An 18,106-nucleotide genomic window follows, 5' to 3' on the forward strand; every position below is an offset into this window, starting at 1 on the left:
CGCAGGGCCGGTGCTAGGACGGCAGCCGGCCGGTTCGTTCCGGCCGGTGCGCGAACACGGCGACGACGGTCAGCAAGGCGAGCTGACCGGCGATCGTCCCCGCCGCCGCCCACGTCGGAAGTCCGGCCGGAGCCGTCTTCCAGGTCAGCGCCGGACCGAGGGCCGCGCCGAGCACCACCAGCAGGTCCAGGACCGTGGTGAGCAACCGGCGGGTCTGGCTCGACGGCACCGCCAGCTCCGCCTTCACCTCCGACGTCTCGATCCGGACGTGCGCGAACCGCGTCGGGACGTCGTCCCGGTCCGGTTCTTCTTCGTGAGGCGCGGACGGATCCGCACGCTCGATTCCGGCACCCATGCTCGTGCCCGTTCCTTTCCGGGTCCGGCCGGGCGCCGATGGTGGCCCGTCCGGTGACCACTTTCGGGACCGCGGCACGAGCCGCGGTCGACTACCGGACGGCTGTCCCCCATGAGCTGCCGCACCGGTTCGCCCGGCCGCGAGGAAGCGTGGTCCGGCTTCCCGATCGCTCGGCCCGTTCGCATGAAGGCGGGTCCGCAGCAGGCGCTTTCGACTGTACGTCCGGTGCCGATCGGTGGCAATACCGAATCGCTGCGAAAAAAGTGGGGTTTCGGTGGCTATTCTGCCATCATGAGGTCGTGAGTGAAGACAACCCAGTGGGCCGGGTCAACGTCGCGTTGATCGCCGAAGCGGTCGATGCGCTGGCGAAGCTGCAGGAACGCACGGGGCTGAAGAAGGTCGACCTCGTCAACCGGGCGCTGCTCGTCTACGAGTTCGTCGACGCCGAACTCAAGGCGGGCAAGCAGGTCCTCGTGCGCGACCAGGACGGGCGGGACCAGCTGGTGAAGATCTTCCTGTAGCCGATCAGCGCAGCCGGGCGCGGTCGGCGGCCTTCCGGCCCGCGCCCCAGCCTTCGTGACTGCGCACCGTCACCGACTTGTTCACCACATCGGGGAACAGCGAAGTGAACGTCGCCGCCACCTGCTTGTCGTGTGAAGCCAGCACCGGGAGCAAGTCCGCCGAGTCCGGCGCCGCCGCGAGGGTGCTTTCCGCCGCCTTCTCGAGCCGCTCGCCGATCCGGGTGGCGTAGGCGACGAGGAACGACTTCCGGAACGGCCGGGACCGGCCGGCCGGGTCGGCGATCATGGCCCGGGTGGCCTGCAGGAGCAGGGACGTCGTCAGCAGCGCGACCGCGTCCAGGTCGTCTTCGTCGCCCACCACGGTGACGAAGTCCCAGCGCGAGTCGAAGACGGCCCGGCAGCGGTTCGCCTGCGCGACCACGTGCACCAGCAGGGATTTCGCGTCGGTGTACGGCGTGTCGAGCCAGATCCGGCGGGACGACGGCATGTCGGGTGCGGCCTCGACCAGCACGCGGTCGAAGGCGTACCGGGTCATGAGTTCCTGGGCCTTCGCCGAAAGCGCCTCGGCTTCCTCCGGGAACGAGCTGGACTCGGCCTTGGCCAGCAGGGCCCGGACCCGGCCGAGCTTCTTGCCGTCGACGCCGTGGTGGGCGGCCGGACGCGGGTGCGGCGCGGTCCCCAGGACCGGCAGGGTCAGCAGCAGGCCCAGGGCCTCGATCACCGCCGTCACCGCTTCGGCCGGGGTGAGGATGTGCTTGGCCGCCCACTGCGTCAGGTGCGGTTCGGCGTCGGTCCACCAGCGGACGGCACCGGCCTCGGCGAGGCTCCGCGGATCCCCGGCCGTGGCGTGCGCGGCGAGGGCGTCGAGCACGTAGGAGCCGGCGAACTCGTCGACGCGGCGGCTCGCGGCCTGCCGGAGGTCTTCGGGCAGCCAGCCGCCCCGGCAGGCCCGGCCGATCAGCGGCCCCGCGGCCCGGTCCGCGGCCTCGGCGAGCCCGGCGGGCAGCTCGAAGCCGGGCGCGATCCGGCGGGCGTGCTGCCGGGCCCGCTCGGGGTCCTGGGCGGCGGCGAGCAGCGCGTCGCGGAAGTCTGTCTCGCTCACGTCGCCGAGTGTGCCGCAGGGCCGTCAGCGCAGGCGGGGGAGGGCGTCGCGAGCGGAGTGACTGAGCGTCCGCAGGTCTTCGGCGAACCGCGCGCGGTGGTCCTCGGGCAGCGGCCGGAAGAAGAACTGCTCGATGTTCTCGACGTGCACGCGGCTGGCCCGCACGGTGGTTTCCTCGCCGAGCGCGGTGAGGCGCACCAGCTGCACCCGCCGGTCGCCGGGGTCGGCCGTGCGGGTGACCAGCCCGAGCGCCTCCATCCGGTCGACGAGCCGGGTCGCGCCGCCGGTGGTGAGCACCTGCTCCTGGGCGATGGAGCGCATGGTGAGCCCGTCCTCCCCGGTGCGGCCGACGATCAGCAGGACCTCGTAGACCAGCTGGGTGATCCCGCACTCGCGTTCCAGCGCCCGCCCGAGCAGGTAGGCGAGCCGGTGCGCCGCGCCTTGCAGCCGCCCGAAGGCCAGCACGCGGGCGTCGTCCGCCGCCTGCCGGGCCGAGGTGATTTCGGGGTCCACCCGCCAATCCTCCCCCCGGCACGCAGGCGCGCAACGCCGGACGGCGGGCGAAGGGGTACGAGGTGCGCGGCGTGCGCCGAGCGGGCGAGCGGCGTCCGGACGGGGGACGCCGCCCGGCGCGGCCCCGCCGGTCGCCGACGGCGGCCGACCTCTCCGCGCACCCGGTCTCAGTCGCCCGCCCGCAGCGCGAGGTAGACGTCGAGCTGGCCGGTGAACTCGGTCAGGTCCGCGCCCAGCAGCTCGCCCGCGCGGCCGATGCGGTAGCGCAGCGTGTTGACGTGGACGTGCAGGGCCTTCGCCGCCCGGGTCGGGGAGCCCGAGCACTCCAGGAACACCCGGACCGTGTGCACCAGATCCGTGTGCTGCTCGGCGTCGTAGGCCAGCAGCGGGCCCAGCACCCGGCGGCGCAGGGCCGCGCGCAGCCCGGCCGGAGCGCCGGCCAGCAGCAGCTCGTGCACGTCCACTTCACCGGCCCGCACCACCGCCACCCGGTCCGGCCGCCGCGCCGCCACTTCCACCGCGTACCGCGCGCTCTCCACGGCCTCGTCGCGCGGGCCCGGATCGCCGATACCGCACAAGATCCGCGTGGCCCGCAGCAGCGGCTCCACAGTGGACAACCCGGCCGTGGCGGACAGCTCCGCCACCGCCGCGTACGACGTGTCACCCGACGATTCGAGCACCAGCGCGTCCGGCAGCCACTCGCTCAGGACGTCCCGGCTCTCGTCGCTGCCCTCGGTCCGCAACGCGACTACGCACACCTCGTCCGGCACCGACGCTTCGGGCCGGGAGGCCCGGGCCCGCGTGATCCCGACGAGCCCCGCCACCTCCTCCGCCAGCTCCGCCTGCGCAGGGCTCACCGGCCCGCCGAGGGCGATCAGCCACGGCACCGCGTGCCGCCCCTCGACCGGCACCACCGTCAGCGGCCCCGGCTCGCGGGCGGCGTAGCGGCGGACGACGTCGTCCGGCGGCAGCGGCAGGGGAGCCGTTCCCGCGATCAGCCGGCCCAGGCCGGACACCACCCAGCAGGGCAGCCCGAGCTCCGCCGAAGCCCGCTCGAGCAGCGTCTCGACGGGGGCCTCCGCAGCCGCCTGCAAACGTTTGCGCGCGCTGTCCGACGCGGCCGCCAAGGCCAGCACCACCTGCTCGGTGATCACCGAAAACGACAGGTCGGCCGGCACCTCCAGCAGCGGGATCCCGTGCCGGACGCAGGCGTCGACGACGTCGTCCGGGATCCCGCCCGAGTCCGCGCCGGACGCGGCCAGCGCCGCCGCGCCGGAGCGGGCCAGCGCGGCCACGAACGGCTCGGCGTCGCCCGGCGCGTGCCACCAGAGCAGGCCGGACAGCACCAGCTCACCGGCCGAGAGGTACCGTCCGGGGTCGGACAGCTCCGTGACGTAGATGCGCGTCACCGGCCGGTCGAGCAGGTCGGCCCCGGCCCGCGGGCGCAGCCGCAGGCCGGTCAGGCCCAGCAGAGTTTTCACGGTCGTCATGAGGCTTGTAGGAAAGCACAACCGGCCCCGGGTCCGCTCCAGTGCGGTTCATGCGTGGCGCCGTTGCCGCCCGGCCGTGATCCGTCGTCTACTGGTCTATCGCCCCCCACGAAGGAGCCGCCAGTGGAGTTCCTGCGCCCCGCGACGCTCGCCGAGGCCCTGGCCCTCAAGGCCGGGCGCCCGGACGCCGTGCCGATCGCCGGCGGCACCGACGTCATGGTCGAGCTCAACTTCGACCACCGGCGCCCGGCAGCCCTGCTCGACCTCACCCGGGTCCCCGAGCTGGCGACGTGGTCCACTGTGGAGTCCTCGGACGGCACGGTCCGGCTCGGCGCCGGCGTCCCGTACTCCCGCGTCATCGCCGAACTGGGTGAAGCCGTCCCCGCGCTGGCCATGGCCTCGCGCACGGTCGGATCCCCGCAGATCCGCAACCGCGGCACGGTCGGCGGCAACCTCGGCGCCGCCTCGCCCGCGGGCGACACCCACCCGGTGCTGCTCGCCCTGGACGCGCGGGTCGAGGTGGCCTCCGTCCGGGGGACCCGCCTCCTCCGCGCGGAGGAGTTCTACGTCGGCGTCAAACGCCACGCCCTCGAGCCGGACGAGCTGATCACCGCCGTCCACCTGCCCGCGCACGCCGGGCCGCAGCAGTTCGCCAAGGTCGGGACGCGCAACGCGATGGTCATCGCCGTCTGCTCCTTCGCGCTGTGCCTGCGCGAAGGCCGGGTCGGCGCGGCCATCGGGTCCGCCGCCCCGACCCCGCGCCGCGCCCGCGAAGCTGAGGACTTCCTGGCCGCCGAGCTGCCGTGGACCTCACCCGCGCCCCTGCCGGACTCCCTGAAACGCCGCTTCGGCGACCTGGTCGGGGAAGCGGCGGCCCCGATCGACGACGTCCGGGGCAGTGCGGCGTATCGGAAGCACGCGTTGGGGGTACTAGCGCGACGGACCCTGACCTGGGCCTGGGACGAACACCGGACGGGAGAGCGCGCATGCGCCTGAATGTCACGATCAACGGCGAGCCGCGGCAGGCGGACGACGTCTGGGAAGGCGAAAGCCTGCTCTACGTGCTCCGCGAGCGGCTGGGCCTGCCGGGCTCGAAGAACGCCTGCGAGCAGGGCGAATGCGGGTCCTGCACGGTCTACCTCGACGACGTCCCGGTGTGCGCCTGCCTGGTCGCGGCCGGGCAGGCCGAGGGCCGGGTGGTCCGCACGGTCGAGGGGCTGGCCGACGGCGACACGCTCCACCCGGTCCAGCAGTCCTTTGTGGACCACGGCGCGGTGCAGTGCGGCTTCTGCACCCCCGGCCTGGTCGTCGCCGCGCACGACCTGCTGGAGCGCGTCCCCGACCCCTCCGACGAGGAGATCCGCGAGGCACTGGCCGGCAACCTCTGCCGCTGCACCGGCTACGAGAAGATCCTCGACGCGGTCCGCGCCGCCGCCACGGGAGGTGTCGCGTGAGGACGCTCATCGCGAACGCGGCGATCGCCACGGTCACCGGCGAGGAGTACGCGAGCGGGCACGTCGTCGTCGAGAACGACCGGATCGCCGAAGTCGGCGAAGGGGTGTACACCGGCGAGTTCGACGACCGCGTGGAGGCCGGAGGCTGCCTGGTCACCCCCGGCCTGATCAACACCCACCACCACCTCTACCAGTGGGCGACCCGCGGGATGGCCGCCGACCACACGCTGTTCGAATGGCTCAAGCAGCTCTACCCGGTCTGGGGCCGCCTCGACGACGAGATCACCCACGCCGCGGGCACGGCCGGGATGGCTCGGCTCGCGTTGACCGGCTGCACCACCGTCGCCGACCACCACTACGTCTTCCCCCGTGACGGTGGCGACCAGGTCGCGGCGCTGGTCGCGGCCCGCCAGCGCATCGGTGTCCGGCTGCACGTCGTGCGCGGGTCGATGGACCGCGGCGAGTCCGACGGCGGCCTGCCGCCGGACAACCTGGTCGAGACGACCGAGGACGCGCTGACCGGCACCGAAGCGGCGATCGCCCGCTTCCACGACGACTCGCCGGGCGCGCACCTCCAGATCGCCGTCGGCCCCTGCTCGCCGTTCTCGGTCACCGAACGCCTGATGTCCGGCGCGGCCGAGCTGGCCCGGCACAAGGGCGTCCGCCTGCACACCCACCTCGCCGAGACGCTGGACGAAGAACGCCAGTGCCTCGCCGAGGTCGGCTGCACGCCCGCCGAGTACGCCGACAAGCTCGGCTGGCTCGCCGACGACGTCTGGCTCGCGCACACCGTCCACCTCGCGCCGGAGGCGATCCGCCGGTTCGGTGCGACCGGCACCGGCTCGGCGCACTGCCCGACGTCCAACGGACGGCTCGGCTCCGGCATCGCCCCGGTCCGGGACCTGCTCGACGCCGGCGTGGCGGTCGGCCTCGGTGTCGACGGGGCCGCCTCCAGCGAGTCCGGTGGCCTCGGCGAGGAACTGCACCAGGCGTTGCTGCAGGCCCGCCAGCGCGGCGGCCCGCGCGGGCTGACCACGCGGGAAGCGCTCTGGATGGGCACCATGGGCGGCGCCCGCTGCCTCGGCCGCGCGGACGACCTCGGCTCGATCGAGCCCGGGAAGCTCGCCGACCTCGCCGTCTGGGACCTGACCGGGCTGAACCACGCCGGCATCGCCGACCCGGTCGCGGCGCTGGTGCTCGGCACGGTCCCGCCGCTGCGGCGGCTGTTCGTCGGCGGCAAGGCGATCGTCGAGGACGGCACCCTGCGCGAGGCCGACGAGGCCGCCATCGCCCGCGAGCTGGCGGCCGCGAGCGCGAAACTGCAGGAGGGCCGATGACCACCACGTCCGTCACCACGCCGACCACGAACGGCGTCGGTGCTTCGCCGCGGCGGCCCGACGGCACGGTGAAGGTGCGCGGCGAGTTCGCCTACTCCTCGGACCTCTGGCACGAGGACATGGTGTGGGGCGTGACCCTGCGCAGCCCGCACCCGTACGCGCGGATCACCTCCATCGACATCGCCGAAGCCCTGGCCGTGCCGGGCGTCTACGCGGTGCTGACGCACGAGGACGTCCCCGGCGTCAACCGGTACGGCCTCGAGCACGCCGACCAGCCGGTGCTCGCGCCGGACGTGGTGCGGTACCAGGGCGAGCCGGTGGCGCTGGTCGCCGCCGACCACCCGGAGACCGCGCGCCGCGCGATGAAGCGGATCCGCGTCGGCTACGAAGAACTCGAGCCGGTGACGGACTCCGAAGCCGCTGTCGCGGGCGAAGGCCCTTCGCTGCACGAAGGCGGCAACGTCGTCCGGCACGTGAAGATCCGCCGCGGTCCCCAGGACCTCGCCGCCGACGTCGTCGTCTCGGGCGTCTACGAGGTCGGCATGCAGGACCAGGCGTTCCTCGGCCCGGAGTCCGGGCTCGCGGTCCCGGACACCGAAGGCGGCGTCGACCTGTACGTCGCGACGCAGTGGCTGCACGTCGACCAGCAGCAGATCGTCGCCGCCTTGGGGCTGCCGGTCGAGAAGGTGCGGCTGACGCTCGGCGGGGTCGGCGGCGCGTTCGGCGGCCGCGAAGACCTGTCGATGCAGGTCCACGCGTGCCTGCTCGCGCTGCACACCGGCAAGCCGGTGAAGATGGTCTACAACCGCGAAGAGTCCTTCTACGGGCACGTCCACCGCCACCCGGCGAAGATGTACTACGAACACGGCGCCACGCGCGACGGCCGTCTGGTGTACGTGGAGACGCGCCTGTACCTCGACGGCGGCGCGTACGCGTCCTCGACCGGCGCGGTGGTCGCGAACGCGGCGACGCTCGGTGTCGGACCGTACAAAGTGGACAGTGTGGCGGTCGACTGCTGGGGCACGTACACGAACAACCCGCCGTGCGGCGCGATGCGCGGCTTCGGCGCCGTGCAGGCGGCCTTCGGCTACGAGTCGCAGATGGACAAGCTCGCGGCCGCGTGCGGCCTCGACCCGGTCGAAGTCCGCGTGCGCAACGCGATGGGCGAGGGCGACCTGATGCCGACCGGCCAGGTCGTCGACGCCGAAGCGCCGGTCGCCGAGCTGCTGACCCGCGTGCGGGAGATGCCGATGCCGCCGGACCGGCCGTTCGACCTGCGCCACATGCCGGGCGGGGTGTCCAACACGACGCACGGCGAAGGCGTCGTCCGCGGGGTCGGGTACGCCGTCGGGATCAAGAACGTCTGCTTCTCCGAAGGCTTCGACGACTACTCGACGGCCCGGGTGCGCCTGCAGCTGGTCGGCGGCGAGCCGGCCGCGACCGTGCACACGGCGGCCTGCGAAGTCGGCCAGGGCCTGGTGACGATCATGCAGCAGATCGTGCGGACCGAGCTGGGTGTCGAGCAGGTGACGGTCCTGCCGATGGACACCTCGATCGGCAACGGCGGCTCGACGTCGGCGTCCCGCCAGACCTACGTCACCGGCGGCGCGGTGCAGGCCGCGTGCGCGGCGGTGCGGGCACGGCTGCTGGCCCGGTTCGACCGGCGGGTGCGCGTGGTCGGCGGCAAGCTCGTCGCGGCCGACGGCCAGGTGCTCGCCGACCTGGCCGACGTCCTCGGCGACGACGTCCACGACGAAACGGTGGAATGGCGGCACCGCCCGACGACCCCGCTGGACCCGGAGACCGGGCAGGGGACCGCGCACGTGCAGTACGCGTTCGCCGCGCACCGGGCCGTGGTCGACGTCGACACCGAACTGGGCCTGGTCAAGGTGGTCGCGCTCGACTGTGCCCAGGACGTCGGCAAGGCGCTGAACCCGCAGGCCGTGCTGGGCCAGATCCAGGGCGGCTCGGCGCAGGGCCTCGGGCTCGCGGTGATGGAGGAGATCCAGACCTCCGGCGGCAAGATCCGCAACCCCTCCTTCACCGACTACCTGATCCCGACGGTCCTGGACATGCCGCCGATGCGCATCGACGTCCTGGAACGCCCGGACCCGCACGCGCCGTACGGCCTGCGCGGGGTCGGCGAGCCGCCGACCATCTCGTCGACCCCGGCGATCGTCGCCGCGATCCGGGCCGCGACCGGGCTCGCGCTCACCCGCGTCCCGGTGCGGCCGGAGCACCTCACGGGGACTTGAGCTGCCAGTTCTGGTTGGCGTCGTCGTTGCAGTTCCACAGTTCGAGCTGCGTGCCGTTGACGTTGCCGGCGGGCTTGTCGCCGCCGGTGACGTCGACGCACAGCCCGGCCTGGGTGATCGAACCGTCGGCTTCGAGCTTGAACTTCTGGTTCGCACCGCCGTGACAGGGCCAGGCGAGGAGCTTGGTCCCGGCGGTCGTGCCGCCTTTTTCGGCGTCCAGGCAGCGGCCGTTCGCCGTGAGCTCGCCGGCGCCGGTGAACGTCCACGCCTGGTTCGCGCCGCCGTCGCAGTCCCGGATGTCGGCGTTGGTGCCGTCGATGTCCATGCAGCGCCCCGACGACGCGCCCTGGATCGGCTGCGTGGTGCCGATGCTGCTGCCCGATCCGGGCGTGACGCGGTAGATCACCGTGCTGTGCGACGGCACGGTGGCACCGATCGTGCCGTCGCTGGTGGTCAGCTCCTTGGACCACAGGTTGGCCAGCCGGTAGCTCGCCGCGGCGGGCAGCCCGGCCGCGGCGGCCGTGGTCGTGATCGGCTGCGGGGTGCCGTTTTCGTTGAACAGCACCACGGCGACCGCGCCGTCCTGGAGCGGCTTCGCCAGGACGTCGAGGCCGTTGCCGGTCGCGATGCGGGTGGCCTGCTTGCCGAGCGGGTCCTGGTCGACGGCGATCACGTCGGGGTTCAGGTAGGTCGAGAAGGTGGCGACGCTCGCGGACCGCAGGTCGGCGCCGGCGATGAGCGGCGCGGCCATCGCCGCCCAGAGCGTGAAGTGCGCGCGGTCCTCCTGGAAGTCCATGCCGTCGCCGACTTCGAGCATGTCCGGGTCGTTCCAGGCCCCCGGCTTCGCGGCGGCCGCGAGCCCGACGTTCTGGCGGTAGATCGAGTCGATGCTGCCCCAGTTGTTCGTGATGTCGCCGGTGGTGCGCCACAGGTTCCCGACGTCCCCGGCCCAGGTGGCGGGGTCGAAGTAGCCCCATTCGCAGATGCTGTAGGTGATCGGGCGGCCGGTGGCCTGCAGCGCGTCGCGCATGGCCGAGTAGCGCCGGACGTAGTCCTGCTGGGTGGAGCTGTCGTTGTGGCAGTTGTCGTACTTGAGGTAGTCGACGCCCCAGCTCGCGAAGAGGTTCGCGTCGGCCTGTTCGTGCCCGAGGCTGCCGGGGTAGCCCTGGCAGGTCATCGTGCCCGCGTCTTCGTAGATCCCGAACTTCATGCCGCGGGCGTGGATGTAGTCGCCGAGCGCCTTGAGGCCGCTGGGGAACTTCGCGGGATCGGCGACGAGGTTGCCGTCCGCGTCACGGGACCAGGTCATCCAGCAGTCGTCGAGGTTGACGAAGGTGTAGCCGCGGTCGCGCATCCCCGAGCTGACCATCAGGTCGGTGGTCTGCTCGACGAGGGTTTCGTTGATGCTGCACTCGAAGGTGTTCCAGGTGTTCCAGCCCATCGGCGGCGTCCGGGCGAGGCCGTTCTCCAGGGCTTGGGCGGGGGTGGCCAGCGCTGCGGCGGCTACTGCTGCTGCGGCGACGGCGAGGACACGGCGCATGGCGGCTCCAACCGGACGACGGTGTGAGGCAGGAGGCTAGATCACTACGCCGGTGCTCGCTGAGTGGTCAAGCACCATGTTGGTGATTTGCGTGCGATTGCCGACTAAAGTTGCGCGCTTTCGAGGTGCCGGGCGACCTCGACGGTCGCGGCTCCGGCGACGGCCATGGCTTCGGTGTCCCGCAGCGAGCGGCAGAGGACGAAGGCGCCTTCGAGGTTGTTGACGGCGGTGATGGTGAGGGTCCGGGCCGCTTCGCGGGACAGCCCGAACTTCGCGAACTTCTCGGTCCCGGCGTCGATCCAGGCGGTGAAGACCTCGGCGGTGGCCTGGCGCAGCGGCTCGTTGGTGGAGGCGACCTCGAGGGCGACGGTGGCGATGGGGCAGCCCTCGACGTAGTCGGTGGCTTCGAGGGTCGCGATCCCCGCGGCGAAGAAGGCTTCGATCCCGCTGATCAGGTCCTCGGCCGGAGCGATGAAGAGATCGAAGAGGGCGAGGTAGGCCAGCCCGGAGGTGCGGATGACCTCGGCGCCGAGTTCCTCCTTGCCGCCGGGGAAGAAGTGGTACAGGGACCCGAAGGGCGCACCGGCCTCGGAGACGATCTGCTTCAGCCCGGTGCCGGCGTAGCCGTTGCGCCGGAACAGCTCGGCTCCGGCGGCCATGATGCGTTCCTTGGTCCCTGCCACCCCTCGATGATAGAGCGTTCTATCAACTCAGTGGATGTCCCAGGCCGGCCCCGCGTCCTCGGCGTCGTCCCGCAGGATCGTCCCCTCGATCAGCCCGTACGGCCGGTCCGCCGCGTAGAACACCTCGTTGTCGTTCTTCAGCCCGAACGGGCTCAGGTCCACCAGGAAGTGGTGCTTGTTCGGCAGCGACAACCGCACCTCGGCCACCTCGGGCCGGCCCTGGAGCACCGCGGCGCCCATCGCGTACAGCGTCTGCTGCAGCGAAAGGCTGTGCTTCGTCGCGAACGTCTCCAGCATCAGCCGCCGGATCTCGCGGTGGCTCTCCGCCCAGCCGATCTGCTCGCCCTGGTAGCGCCACTTCGCCGTGACGGCGGTGGCGAGGATCCGGTCGCCGGTCTCCGCCAGCGTCGTGTACCGGTCCCGCGGGAAGCCGTGGAACTCCGAGCCCGTCGACTTCAGCAGCGTCAGCCCGTCGATGCCGGACACGACCCACGCCCGGCCGTCCTGGACCGTGACCGCCGTCGTGCGGCGCTCGTCGCCGGACCGGCTGAACGCGTGGTCGTGCGGCGAGCCGCCGACGGCGATCCGGTCCCAGCCGTGCTCGTCGATCTTGACGCGCGCGCCCGTGATGTTCTCCTGGGTGCCGACGAAGTGGCGGGCCAGGCGCAGGCCGAACTCTTCGATTTCGCCGACCGGCGCTTCCTTCGCGAAGGCGTACACGGTGTTCTTCTGCGTGTCGGTCGCCAGCACCCCGGCGTTGTCGCCGGTCAGGTGCGTCGCGGCCAGCTCGCCGCGCAGCGACGTCGACACCGTCAGGTCCTTCAGGTGGTGCACCGGGCCGTCGCGGCGCACCGTGACCAGGCGGACCTCCGCCTTGCCGTACTGGTTGGGGCCCAGGGTGATGGCCACGGTCAGCTCCCTCGGTAGGTCGAATAGGCGAACGGGCTGAGCAGGAGCGGCACGTGGTGGTGCGCCGCGGGGTCGGTGATCCGGAAGGTCAGCGCGACCTCCGGGAAGAAGGCGTCCGGGCCCAGGTGGGCGCCGGTGTCGAAGACCAGGCGGTAGACGCCCGGTGCCAAGGAGTCCGGCCCGAGGTCGCGGATGCGGCCGTCGTCGTCGGTGCGGCCCTCGGCGATCGGCTTCCCCTCGGCGGTTTCGAACCGGACGGCGATGCCCGCGGCGGGGCGTCCGGCCGCCGTGTCGAGGACATGGGTGGTCACGAGGCTCACGCGGTCACCGCTTTCGCGAGTCGGAGTTCGGCGATCTTGAGGAGTTCCCGCCCGGCGACGGCGAGTTCGGTCGCCGGGTCGTTGCCGAGCCGCTCGCGCAGCATCCCGAGCAGCTCGTCGCCGCTGCGGCCGGTGGCGCAGACGAGGTAGACGTGGCCGAACTTGGCTTCGTACTCGGCGTTCGCGGCGGCGAACGCGTCCGGATTGTCCACACCGGACTGTTCGGATCGTGCCCAGCCGCCCGCCGGCTGCTCGCCGATCCGGGGGTGCGCGGCCATCGCCCGCCGGATTTCGTCGCTGCTCAGGGGCAGGTCGGCGGCGGCTTCGAGTGCTTCGCGGCTGGTGTACGGGCGGTGGTCCAGGATCGCGTCGACCCAGCGCGGGACGTCCAGGCAGGCCGTGAGGATCGGCCGGACCACGCCGGCGTCGGCGGTGTTGAAGTCGGAGAGGGTGAGCGGCACGGGGAACTCCTCGTGGGTGGCGTCCCGCTGACCGTACGTCGGCGCCGGAGTTCCGTCAACATTTTGTTGAAAGTGCTGGTCAGTCCGCTTCCCGGTTGAGGTAGTTGTAGACGGTGAACCGCGTGACGCCCAGCGCGTCGGCCACCGAGGAGACCGATTTCCGCAGGCCGAACGCGCCGCGTTCGCGCAGCAGCCGCACCGCGCGCTGCTTGCCCGCGCGGTCGAGTTCGCCCAGCTTGGCGCCCAGTTCCCGCTCGACGTCGGCGATCAGCCGCGCCAGTGCGTCGTTCAGCTCGACGACGGGTGCGCTGCCCGGATCGTCGGCCCGGCGCAGCTGCAGGGTGACGCGCGTGGCGCCGCCGTCCAAGGCCGCCTTCGCGATCGCCGGGAGGGCTTCGAGGAGTTCCTTCGCCTCGCCGCGGGCGAGGGTGCCGAGTGGTCCGAAGTCGGTGTCCAGACCGGCTTCGGCGGCGGCGTCGCGGGCGGCGACGGCGTGCTCGGGCGGCGACCCTTCGCCGTGGAACGGTTCGCTGGTGAACTCCGCTTCAAGCCGCACGAGGATGACCGTAACGCGCGGCGTCCGTCGTTGACGAGCGGCGCGCGCCGTGGTTACTGTCGTTGTGCGAAACCGTCTTTCCGGTCTGTGAAATCGGCGGTGCTCATCCTCCCGTAGAAGGGCTTTCGGATGGATCTTGTGGTGCGTGCCGCCCGGGCCGTGACGGCCGCGGGCGAGGGGCCGGCGACCATCGGCGTCGACGGCGGCCGGATCGTCGCCGTCGAACCCGGCGGTGCCGCGCCGGCCGCCGACCGCGTCCTCGACCTCGGCGACGACGTCGTGCTGCTGCCGGGGCTGGTCGACACGCACGTCCACGTCAACGACCCCGGCCGCGCCGAGTGGGAGGGTTTCGAGACGGCGACCCGGGCGGCCGCGGCGGGCGGGGTGACCACGATCGTGGACATGCCGCTCAACAGCCTGCCGCCGACCGTCGACATCTCGGCCCTGGCGGTCAAGCGCACGGCGGCGGCCGGCCGGGTGCACGTCGACGTCGGTTTCTGGGGCGGCGCGATCCCGGGCAACGCCGGCGAACTGCGCGGTCTGCACGACGCCGGGGTGTTCGGCTTCAAGTGCTTCCTGCTGCACTCCGGGGTCGACGAGTTCCCGCCGCTGGACCCGGCCGGGCTCGACGAAGCGTTGCGGGAGCTGAGTTCCTTCGACGCGCTCATGATCGTCCACGCCGAAGACGCCCACGAGATCGACGAAGCCCCGCAGCCGCACGGCGGTCGCTATGTCGACTTCCTGCGCTCGCGGCCGCGTCAGGCGGAGAACCTGGCGATCTCGCACGTGATCGAGGCGGCCCGCCGTCACTCGGCCCGGGCGCACATCCTGCACCTGTCCTCTTCGGACGCACTGCCGCTGATCGCTTCCGCGCGTCAGGACGGCGTCCGGCTGTCGGCGGAAACCTGCCCGCACTACCTGAGTTTCGTCGCCGAGGAGATCCGCGACGGGGCCACGCAGTTCAAGTGCTGCCCGCCGATCCGGGAGGCGGCCAACCGCGAGCGGCTCTGGCAGGGCCTCGCCGACGGCGTGATCGACACGATCGTCAGCGACCACTCGCCGTGCACACCGGAGCTGAAACGCTTCGACAGCGGCGATTTCGGCGAAGCCTGGGGCGGGATTTCCAGCCTGCAGCTGGGCCTGCCGGCGATCTGGACGCAGGCGCGGCAGCGCGGGTTCGCGCTCACCGACGTCGTGCGCTGGATGGCCGAGCGGCCGGCCGCGCAGGCGGGCATGCGCCGCAAGGGGCACCTGGCGGTGGGGTACGACGCCGACTTCTGCGTGTTCGCGCCGGACGAGGCGTTCGTGGTCGACGTCGCGAAGCTGAAGCACCGCAACCCGGTCAGCGCCTACGACCGCCGGCCGCTCGCCGGCGTCGTGCACTCGACGTGGCTGCGGGGCACCGAAATCACCGGCGACGAGCCGCGCGGCGCGTTGCTGACCCGGGGGAACTGCTGAAATGGAGGCCCAGTGTCCGACCGTCCGGAGTGGACAGAACTGCCCGACCTCGCGTCCCGCCGCTTCGGCGGCACGGTGATGTGGGCGACCGACGAGCTGTTCGCCGAGAAGGAGAACCTGGTCAACCCGTGGGTGCCCGCGCACCGCGCGGAGACGTTCGGGCCGAAGGGCCAGGTGTACGACGGCTGGGAGACCCGCCGCCACCGCGAACCGGGCGACGACCAGGCCGTCGTCCGGCTCGGCCTGGCCGGCACGATCACCGGCGTCGTCGTCGACACGGCGTTCTTCAAGGGCAACTACCCGCCGTTCGTCTCGGTCGAAGCGACGTCGCTGCCGGGCTACCCCTCGGCGGCGGAGGTGGCTGCGGCCGACTGGGACGTCCTGGTCGACCACGCCCCGGCCGCGGGCGACACGGACAACTTCTACGCGGTCAACGGTTCGCGGCGCTACACGCACGTGCGGCTGACGCAGCACCCGGACGGGGGAGTGGCCCGCCTGCGCGTCCACGGCGCGCCGATCCCGGACCCGGCCCTGCTGGATCCGGACGCGCTCGACCTGGCGGCCCTGGAGAACGGCGCGGTCGTCACGGGCTGCAGCAACCGGTTCTATTCGTCGCCGAACAACATCCTTTCGCCGGGCCTGGCGGCCCACCAGGCGGAGGGCTGGGAGACGGCCCGCCGCCGCGACGACGGCAATGACTGGGTGACGCTGCGGCTCGCGGGCGCCGGGATCGTCCGGTTCGTGGAGCTGGACACGAGCAACCTGAAGGGCAATGCGCCGGGCTGGGCGTCGGTGAGCGGCCGGGACACGTACGGCGAGTGGGTGCCGTTGCTGCCGAAGACGCGGCTGCAACCGGACACCCGCCACCGGTTCGCCGTCCCGGACGGCCCCGAGGTGACGGAGGCCCGCCTGGACATCTACCCGGACGGCGGCCTCGCCCGCCTGCGGCTGTTCGGCCGGCTCACCGAAGCGGGCCGGGCGAACCTGAAGGCGAGGTTCGCGAAGACGCGCTAGTTCGCGTTGCTGTCGACGACGTAGATCGCCCGCAGCGGGAGGAGCCGCTTGTATTCGAGGCTGAACTTGGCGTAGTGCTCGAAGATCAGCTTGACCAGCTGGCGGCCGTTGATGAGCCGGAGGTTCTGGCGGTGCCGTTCTTCGTGTTGTGCGTCGGCGGAGTAGCTGCCCAACGTCACGAACAAGCCCAGCTCGGACCCGCCGGCCGCGAGAGCTCCGGTCAGCTGCTGGACTTCCGGACGGCCGATCGACGAGGTCGTGCGCTTGCACTGGACCTTGATGATCGGCGGCTTCAGCAGCAGGGGATCGTGCGAGGCGATGATGTCGTACCCACCGTCGCGTGACGGGCTCGTCACTTCGGTCCGGTATCCCATGGCACCGAGGAGATGCGCGACGAAGTGCTCGAAATCGACGCCTTCCAGCTCTTTCATCAAGGTGTCGATGACGAAGTCGTGGGTGTAGGTCTCGATCCGCTGGGCATCCGGCTGTTCGGCCGCTTCGTCGGCAGCCGCTTCCGGTTCGGCCTCGGCCACGGCGGTGGTCGCCGCCGTCGGCAGACCTTCGAGGAAGTCGAGGAATTCCTGTCGGTGCTGCTTGACCTGGAACACCGTGACGGCCGAGCCGATCTCGTAGCGCGCGCTCTGCGAGAAGGTCGTCCGGGGAACACCGGTTCGCAGCCAGTTCACCGGTCGCCGGTTCGCGTGCAGCGGGACGCCGGCCTGGAAGTAGTAGTCACCCGTGATCCGGCCGATGTTGACGGTGCTGTCCGGCTTGTAGGGGTAGATGACGATGTCCCCGGGCCGCATCCGGTGCCGGAACGAAAGCAACGTCCCCGCGGTCACCGGGATGGCTCCCGGCTTGAGATCGGGGCGTGCCCGGGCGACGCGGGCCTTCGCATCGTCGCGGTCGTCTTTCAGATCGGAAAGGTCGCCCAGGTCGTCCCAGCCGATCGAGACGAACCCGTTCCCGACCAGGTCCAGTTGGGGCTGGTCGTTGTGGATGCCCCAGATCGTCGTCATGGCAGAACGTTGGCCGGAGGCACAGACGCGCTAGTTCGCGCCGGGGCGGTTGAGGTAAGCCGAGGCCAGCGACAGGACGCAGGCGCAGCCCACGAGCGCGCTCACCCACCACGGCAGCCCGACGACGACGCTCCACACGAAGCCCGCCGCCGCGAGGACGGCGACGAGGATGTTCCGGAACTGCAGCGGGGTCGGCTTGGCCATGCCGCCAGCCTCTCACGACGCCGAAGCAGCCCACCGCGGCCTCCCCGGCCCCAGCCGCTCGCGGCCGCCCCGAGCGCCCCAAGGCGGCCTTGGGGCGCTTGCCCCTGGCCGACCGGAACCCGCGCCCAGCCGGACCCCCGCCCGACCGGCGTCAGACCTCCGCGCGCTGTCCGGGCTCCAGCAGCACGAGCCGGTCCGCCAGCCCCGCCGCCTCGAACGCCGACCGCAGCCTCTCCGGTCCCTCGCTGAAGTGCCCCCAGCCCCGCAGATGCAGTGGAACCACTTTCGCCGCACCCAGCGCCTTCGCCGCTTCGACGGCGTCCACGCTGGTCAGTGTCAGGGGAGCGCCGTCGAACAACGCCGTCCGGGCCGCGCCGGCGAACAGCACCGCGACGTCGACGCGGAACCGCGCCGCGATCTCCCGCACCAGGTCCACCGACGCGTTGTCCCCGCTCACGTACACCGTCGGCAGCCCGTCGCCGGTCAGGACGAACCCCGTCACGTCCCCGGTGAGCCGCGAGGCCCCGTCCGGTCCGTGCAGCGCCGGAACCGCCGTGACGGTCAGCGCCCCGACCCGCGTCGATTCCCACGGCGCGAGGCCCCGCGAAGTCCCGCCGAGCCGCGCGGCTCCCCTGGGCGTGACCAGCGTCAGCGGCACCGTCGCGAGGTACGCGCGACCGCGGTCGTCCAGGTTGTCCGGGTGCTGGTCGTGCGACAGCAGGACGGCGTCCACCATCCCGATGGCTTCCTCGGTGAGCACCGATTCTTCGGTCTTGACCAGCACGCGATCGCCGATCGGGTGGTCGCCGGGCGGGTCGAAGGTCGGGTCGGTGAGCAGCCGGACGCCACCCAGTTCCAGCAGGGCGGTCGGGCCGCCGGAGAACGTGATCCCCAAGGTCATACCCGGGCAACCGC

20 protein-coding genes are annotated in these 18,106 nt (G+C 72.1%); 7 read left to right on the plus strand and 13 right to left on the minus strand.

Annotated elements, in window-relative coordinates; all coding sequences use genetic code 11:
* Positions 1-13: 13 nt before the first annotated feature.
* Positions 14-355: a hypothetical protein gene (locus ACLJOU_RS29260; protein WP_410571719.1), complete on the minus strand. Its 342-nt coding sequence runs from the start codon at positions 353-355 to the stop codon at positions 14-16.
* A 299-nt stretch (positions 356-654) separates the two neighbouring features.
* Between ACLJOU_RS29260 and ACLJOU_RS29265 the strand changes: the two genes are divergently transcribed.
* A complete protein-coding gene (locus ACLJOU_RS29265; protein WP_410571721.1) occupies positions 655-876 on the plus strand; it encodes a hypothetical protein in 222 nt (73 codons plus the stop codon).
* 4 nt (positions 877-880) lie between these two features.
* Here the strand turns inward: ACLJOU_RS29265 and ACLJOU_RS29270 are convergent, their stop codons facing one another.
* From ACLJOU_RS29270 to ACLJOU_RS29280, 3 genes are all read right to left on the minus strand, one after another.
* Positions 881-1,978 (minus strand): DUF2786 domain-containing protein, encoded by a 1,098-nt coding sequence (locus ACLJOU_RS29270; RefSeq protein WP_410571723.1) that lies wholly within the window; start codon positions 1,976-1,978, stop codon positions 881-883.
* A 24-nt stretch (positions 1,979-2,002) separates the two neighbouring features.
* A complete protein-coding gene (locus tag ACLJOU_RS29275) occupies positions 2,003-2,491 on the minus strand; it encodes a MarR family winged helix-turn-helix transcriptional regulator (RefSeq protein WP_410571725.1) in 489 nt (162 codons plus the stop codon).
* Between the two features lie 167 nt (positions 2,492-2,658).
* The gene (locus ACLJOU_RS29280; protein WP_410571727.1) at positions 2,659-3,981 is read right to left on the minus strand and encodes a PucR family transcriptional regulator; all 1,323 of its coding nucleotides are present in this window, start codon (positions 3,979-3,981) and stop codon (positions 2,659-2,661) included.
* 123 nt (positions 3,982-4,104) lie between these two features.
* On the opposite strand from ACLJOU_RS29280, the gene ACLJOU_RS29285 reads away from it, so the two are divergent.
* From ACLJOU_RS29285 to pucD, 4 genes are read left to right on the plus strand one after another with little or no spacing between them, the layout of a single operon-like run.
* A complete protein-coding gene (locus ACLJOU_RS29285; RefSeq protein WP_410571728.1) occupies positions 4,105-4,977 on the plus strand; it encodes an FAD binding domain-containing protein in 873 nt (290 codons plus the stop codon).
* Positions 4,968-5,435, plus strand: a complete 468-nt coding sequence (locus ACLJOU_RS29290; protein WP_410571729.1) for a (2Fe-2S)-binding protein — start codon at positions 4,968-4,970, stop codon at positions 5,433-5,435. Before ACLJOU_RS29285 ends, ACLJOU_RS29290 begins: the two co-directional genes overlap by 10 nt.
* Positions 5,432-6,772, plus strand: a complete 1,341-nt coding sequence (locus tag ACLJOU_RS29295; protein ID WP_410571731.1) for an 8-oxoguanine deaminase — start codon at positions 5,432-5,434, stop codon at positions 6,770-6,772. Before ACLJOU_RS29290 ends, ACLJOU_RS29295 begins: the two co-directional genes overlap by 4 nt.
* On the plus strand, positions 6,769-9,027 hold the full coding sequence (pucD, locus tag ACLJOU_RS29300; protein ID WP_410571732.1) for a xanthine dehydrogenase subunit D: 2,259 nt from the start codon (positions 6,769-6,771) through the stop codon (positions 9,025-9,027). The genes ACLJOU_RS29295 and pucD overlap by 4 nt, the downstream gene beginning before the upstream one ends.
* Here the strand turns inward: pucD and ACLJOU_RS29305 are convergent.
* The 6 genes from ACLJOU_RS29305 to ACLJOU_RS29330 form a co-directional block, all read right to left on the minus strand.
* Complete coding sequence (locus ACLJOU_RS29305; protein WP_410571734.1) at positions 9,014-10,567, minus strand: glycoside hydrolase family 27 protein; 1,554 nt, start codon at positions 10,565-10,567, stop codon at positions 9,014-9,016. The genes pucD and ACLJOU_RS29305 overlap by 14 nt on opposite strands.
* A 104-nt stretch (positions 10,568-10,671) precedes the next feature.
* Positions 10,672-11,226 carry a TetR/AcrR family transcriptional regulator gene (locus ACLJOU_RS29310; RefSeq protein WP_410572031.1) on the minus strand — a complete coding sequence of 185 codons (555 nt, stop codon included), beginning with the start codon at positions 11,224-11,226 and terminating at the stop codon, positions 10,672-10,674.
* Between the two features lie 51 nt (positions 11,227-11,277).
* Complete coding sequence (gene pucL / locus ACLJOU_RS29315; protein ID WP_410571736.1) at positions 11,278-12,159, minus strand: factor-independent urate hydroxylase; 882 nt, start codon at positions 12,157-12,159, stop codon at positions 11,278-11,280.
* 2 nt (positions 12,160-12,161) lie between these two features.
* Entirely contained in the window at positions 12,162-12,479 is a 318-nt protein-coding gene (uraH, locus tag ACLJOU_RS29320) for a hydroxyisourate hydrolase (RefSeq protein WP_410571738.1), read from the minus strand.
* Positions 12,476-12,940 carry a 2-oxo-4-hydroxy-4-carboxy-5-ureidoimidazoline decarboxylase gene (uraD, locus tag ACLJOU_RS29325; protein WP_410571740.1) on the minus strand — a complete coding sequence of 155 codons (465 nt, stop codon included), beginning with the start codon at positions 12,938-12,940 and terminating at the stop codon, positions 12,476-12,478. The genes uraH and uraD overlap by 4 nt, the downstream gene beginning before the upstream one ends.
* A gap of 79 nt (positions 12,941-13,019) precedes the next feature.
* Positions 13,020-13,496: a helix-turn-helix domain-containing protein gene (locus tag ACLJOU_RS29330; protein ID WP_086837781.1), complete on the minus strand. Its 477-nt coding sequence runs from the start codon at positions 13,494-13,496 to the stop codon at positions 13,020-13,022.
* Positions 13,497-13,625: 129 nt separating this feature from the next.
* Between ACLJOU_RS29330 and allB the strand changes: the two genes are divergently transcribed.
* On the plus strand, positions 13,626-14,954 hold the full coding sequence (allB, locus tag ACLJOU_RS29335; RefSeq protein ID WP_410571742.1) for an allantoinase AllB: 1,329 nt from the start codon (positions 13,626-13,628) through the stop codon (positions 14,952-14,954).
* 12 nt (positions 14,955-14,966) lie between these two features.
* Positions 14,967-15,968, plus strand: coding sequence for an allantoicase (gene alc, locus ACLJOU_RS29340; protein WP_410571744.1), 1,002 nt, complete (start codon positions 14,967-14,969; stop codon positions 15,966-15,968).
* On the opposite strand, the gene ACLJOU_RS29345 is transcribed toward alc, so the two are convergent.
* The 3 genes from ACLJOU_RS29345 to ACLJOU_RS29355 all read right to left on the minus strand — a co-directional run bounded on the left by ACLJOU_RS29345 (position 15,965) and on the right by ACLJOU_RS29355 (position 18,092).
* Positions 15,965-16,987, minus strand: a complete 1,023-nt coding sequence (locus ACLJOU_RS29345) for a restriction endonuclease (protein ID WP_410571746.1) — start codon at positions 16,985-16,987, stop codon at positions 15,965-15,967. The two genes, alc and ACLJOU_RS29345, sit on opposite strands and share 4 nt — an antisense overlap.
* A gap of 30 nt (positions 16,988-17,017) precedes the next feature.
* Complete coding sequence (locus ACLJOU_RS29350; RefSeq protein WP_176172189.1) at positions 17,018-17,191, minus strand: hypothetical protein; 174 nt, start codon at positions 17,189-17,191, stop codon at positions 17,018-17,020.
* 151 nt (positions 17,192-17,342) lie between these two features.
* The gene (locus ACLJOU_RS29355) at positions 17,343-18,092 is read right to left on the minus strand and encodes an MBL fold metallo-hydrolase (RefSeq protein WP_410571748.1); all 750 of its coding nucleotides are present in this window, start codon (positions 18,090-18,092) and stop codon (positions 17,343-17,345) included.
* Positions 18,093-18,106 lie beyond the last annotated feature (14 nt).

Origin of the sequence: Amycolatopsis sp. cmx-4-61 (assembly GCF_046548775.1) — a bacterium.
In the GTDB taxonomy this organism is placed as follows: Bacteria; Actinomycetota; Actinomycetes; order Mycobacteriales; family Pseudonocardiaceae; genus Amycolatopsis.